The sequence below is a fragment of the Zarconia sp. genome (assembly GCF_057467645.1).
On sequence record NZ_JBRJXU010000116.1, the window covers coordinates 1 to 3,887 of the forward strand.

1 protein-coding gene is annotated in these 3,887 nt (G+C 49.4%); it reads left to right on the forward strand.

Annotated features, from left to right (window positions below; translation table 11 throughout):
- Positions 1-984 precede the first annotated feature (984 nt).
- Complete coding sequence (locus tag AC2215_RS18025) at positions 985-3,852, forward strand: zinc-dependent metalloprotease (protein ID WP_486811385.1); 2,868 nt, start codon at positions 985-987, stop codon at positions 3,850-3,852.
- Positions 3,853-3,887: the final 35 nt, after the last annotated feature.

Sequence of the window (3,887 nt, forward strand, 5' to 3'; positions counted from 1 at the left end):
AAAAATATCAAAAACAACAAGTTAATTAATAATAATTTTTTATTGCATATTAAGGTAATTGTAGACAAAAAATTAGTATATTGCCGTTAATTTGTTGATTCAAAAATAGAGATTGTTTGAATTAATAAATGCTATTATATGAGCAGTTAAAATTTTAATTAAAAGTCTTAAAAATCGGCTTTAAAAATATAAAATATTAGATTTTTTAGAATCTCGAAACTTAACATTGCGTCAATCATAAGTTTCGATCGCAAACGTTGAGATAGTAATCCAAGCGAAAATCAAGTTTTCCGATCGCTCTCTCTAGATTTTCGAGCGGATGTTTGTGTGAAATGAATACAAAGATCGAGACAGAGTTCAAAAAAACTTACTTTTAACATTTAAAACTTATAAAGTCTATACTCTATTGCATTATTTAACAAAAAAATACTATCGTTAATGGAATTTTAAATATTTAAACTTGAAAGCCATATCTCGAGTGGGAATCAAATGGTAAAATACACTGATTATCTTTAGAATTCAAATTAAATAACAATCGAGTCTGTCCTTGAGGCAAAAGAGACCGTTCTTGAGATCGCGCATTCTAGAGAATCGAACTCATCAGATCGAAAACCCTCGCTTTGCATGGGGAATTTACCGAGATCGTGGAAAGGGGTACTGTGGATCTAAGGCTCGAACTCATTGTTTTCAATGGATGGTACTTCGCATCGGCATCGAAAAAATGGCGATCGAACTGTTTGTGCATACCTCCCCTCGATTCCCTACGACATCGGTGAATTCTCCCGACTCCATAGCACTTTTCCCGAGTCTTTGGGGTATACCAGTAATATGGCCGCCATAACCCGAACTTATATTTTTCGGTATCGTAGGTTAAGCCCATAGAACAAAAACCTCATCGCACTCGGATTGTATCGGTTGAGAAACCCAATCTCGATTTCACTTTGCCCACCTCAGTAACGCAGATGCAACTCGTCTCGACGAAATATGAAAAAACTTGCTTACGGAATTTCTTCTTTAATCCCTTTGGGTTTATTATTTCTGACATTCGATGCAGCTGCCGTACAGAAGACCAAGTCGAAAATTGGGGCAAAATCAGCCGCTAAGGAAAAGCCAGAAGCGATCGAAAAGCAAGGACAATCGCCCCAGTCGCCGGTCGGGGTTCTCAAACAGGAAGAAAAATTACCCGAGGAGGAGTTACCCGCCGACGCAATCGAGGGAGAAAATCTAGACCCCGCAGCCTTGGGTACCGATGGAGCGGCTTTTGATGATGTTGTCCTTGGCAGTCGGAAACTCGAAGGGTTGTTTTCCCTTTATAAAAACGATGCCACCGGCGAACTGTACCTCGAACTTTCTCCCGAGCAACTCAACCAAAACTTGCTGTTGGTGATGACTTTGTCCCGAGGGATTGGAGAAGCGGGATTACTCAGCGGTTTACCCTTGGGTGACGTATTATTCCAGTTCCGCCGTCAGGGCGATCGGGTGCAGTTCGTCGTCCCGAATGTCTACTTGCGCAACCAAGTCGGCGATCCCGAAGCGAGAGCGCTCGATCGGTCTTTCAGCGAATCGGTACTGTATTCGCTCCCCATCGTCGCCACCCATCCCGAGCGGAAAACCCTGCTGGTAGATTTAGGGGAACTGATAATGAATCGGGATATTTCGGGGTTATCCACCGAACTGCCCTATTTTCTGGGGGGTTCTTACTGGATGGACTCCGACAAATCCTATCTGCAACAGGTGCAAGCCTTCCCCCTCAATATCGAAATCGAATCGGTTTACGGATTTTCTGGTAGTGGCGGATATCTGACGACCCTCCCGGATAACCGCGCCTTCGACTTGCAGGTTCACTACAGCATTTCTCAACTGCCGACGGGTAACGGCTACAAACCTCGCACTGCGGACGAACGGGTGGGATACTTTATCACGGCCTACCGCAACGTGGCTGACGATACCAACCGCGATCCCTTCGTCCGTTACATTCAGCGCTGGAACTTAGAAAAACAAGATCCCAACGCCGAACTCTCCCCTCCCAAAGAGCCGATCGTCTTTTGGATCGAAAATACCGTTCCCCCCGAGTATCGCCAAGCCATCCGCGAAGGAATTTTGATGTGGAATAAAGCCTTCGAGCAGGCTGGGTTCCTCAATGCGATCGAAGTACGGCAGATGCCCGACGATGCCACCTGGCAACCGGAAGATATTCGCTACAATACTATCCGCTGGTCTACCAACCTCTATTCCTACTTTGCCGGCATCGGACCGTCGCGAGTCAATCCCCTCACCGGACAAATTCTAGATGCGGATATCCTGATCGATTCCAATGTGGTTCGCTTTGCCCAGCAGGAGTTTGGTTCCCTCCTCGGTGGCGGGGGGGATACCAGCGGCTACGATAGCGCCCAGAGCGAACTGGTCGCCGAAGCCTGTAGCATTTCCTCAGCATTGTGCGGTCAAGCCAGCGAAGAACGCCCCCAACTCGATCCCTCCATTCTGAGCGATCGACTGCCTTTTTCCAATCGTCATAACTATAGTTGTAGCTGTCGCGAATGTACCCGACAACTGGCCGTCGGCGCGATGTCCCTGTCTCTACTCCACGGCGCCGAGCCCGATGGCATCGAAATCGAGGAATACATCAATCAATACTTGCGGTTTTTAACCGCCCACGAAGTGGGGCACACCTTGGGATTGCGCCACAACTTCCACGGCAGCACCCTGCTGAGTCCCGAAGAACTCAACGACCCAAGCATTACCCGTACCCAAGGCTCGATTTCCTCGGTGATGGACTACGTCTTTGCCAACCTCGCCCCGCCGGGAATGCCCCAGGGCGACTATTTCCCCACCCTCGTGGGCCCCTACGATCGCTGGGCGATCGAATACGGCTACAAACCCGGACCTCGGGGATTGCAGGGAGAACAAGACTTTCTCGAAACGATCGCCGAACGCTCTTCCGATCCGCAACTGGCCTACGGAACCGATGAAGATGCCTGGTCTCAAGTCGATCCGGCTGTCACCCGCTTCGATTTGAGTAACGATCCCCTCCGTTACGCCCAATATCAGATGGAAAACGCCCGTCAGATGTGGTTGCGCTTGGAAAACGAAAGCCTCAAGCCGGGGGAAGATTTCAGCGAACTACGGGAAAAATTCAACCTGGTGCTGTCTTATTACTTCAACCAAGCAGCGATCGTCACCAACTACGTCGGGGGTCAGTCCTTCAACCGCGCCCGCGCGGGCGATCCGGCAGGACGGTTGCCCTTCGAGCCGATTTCCGTGGAAAAACAGCGGCAGAGCTTGGCCACTCTAGAGCAGTACGTGTTTGCGCCCAATGCCTTTGAATTTTCACCGGACTTGCTCAACCAACTGGCCCCATCTCGTTGGAGTCATTGGGGCAGCAATATTCCCGTGTTCCGGCTCGATTATCCGATTCACGACATTATCCTGTTCGTCCAGGGAGCGATTCTCGAATCCCTGCTCTCGGGCGATCGACTTAACCGCTTGCGGGACTTGGAACTGAAAACCGAACCCGGCGAGGCTCTCACCCTGCCGGAACTGTTCGAGACCCTGCATCGGAGCATCTGGATGGAAGTCTTACAAGCTCAGAACGCTCCCACCCCAATTACGAGCGTGCGCCGTTCCTTGCAGCGCAAACATCTCAATTTACTGATTTCGATGGTGTTGGGACAGTTAGACGTTCCCGAAGATGCCCGGACTCTGGCATGGTATCAGTTGCGCCAACTCGATGGAGATATCTACGAGGCTCTCGAAGAGCAAGAGGACGAGCTAGATACTTATACCCTCGCGCACCTGCAAGAAACCCGCGATCGATTGCTTAAAGCTCTCGATGCCGAGTTTCAGTCCAACTAACGCGAGTTGGGGTGTGGGGTGTGGGGTGTAGGGTG